The sequence below is a fragment of the Streptomyces sp. SID5464 genome, assembly GCF_009862985.1.
Lineage (GTDB): Bacteria > Actinomycetota > Actinomycetes > Streptomycetales > Streptomycetaceae > Streptomyces > Streptomyces chartreusis_D.
In genome coordinates, this window is sequence record NZ_WWIQ01000086.1 from 1 (window position 1) to 347 (window position 347).

Genomic DNA, 347 nt, shown 5'->3' on the forward strand with positions numbered 1-347 from the left:
CCCCCACCGAACCACCCACCACAGCAAGCCGACGCCGCAACCCAGCACGACCCACCAGCCCAGCAGCCACCCCAGCCACATCCACACCCGGCCGCTCACCCACGAACGACACCAACCGCTCCACCTGACCCCGCAAACCACCCACACTGGCCGCCGACACCACCCACGGCACCAACCCCGAACCACCATCCACCACCGGCACGACAGGCTGGTCCACACACTCCTCGGCCGGAGCCTCCTCCACGATCACGTGGGAATTCGTGCCGCTGATCCCGAAGGAGGACACGCCGGCGCGGCGGACCCGCTCGCCACGCGGCCACGCCACACCCTCCGAGAGCAGGGAGACG

At 70.3% G+C, this 347-nt stretch carries 1 protein-coding gene; it reads right to left on the bottom strand.

Going from position 1 to position 347, the window contains the following annotated elements; all coding sequences use genetic code 11:
• A partial coding sequence (locus tag GTY47_RS40035; RefSeq protein ID WP_324604474.1) for a ketoacyl-synthetase C-terminal extension domain-containing protein occupies positions 1 to 325 on the bottom strand: 325 nt, incomplete at its 3' end.
• Between the last annotated feature and the right edge of the window lie 22 nt (positions 326 to 347).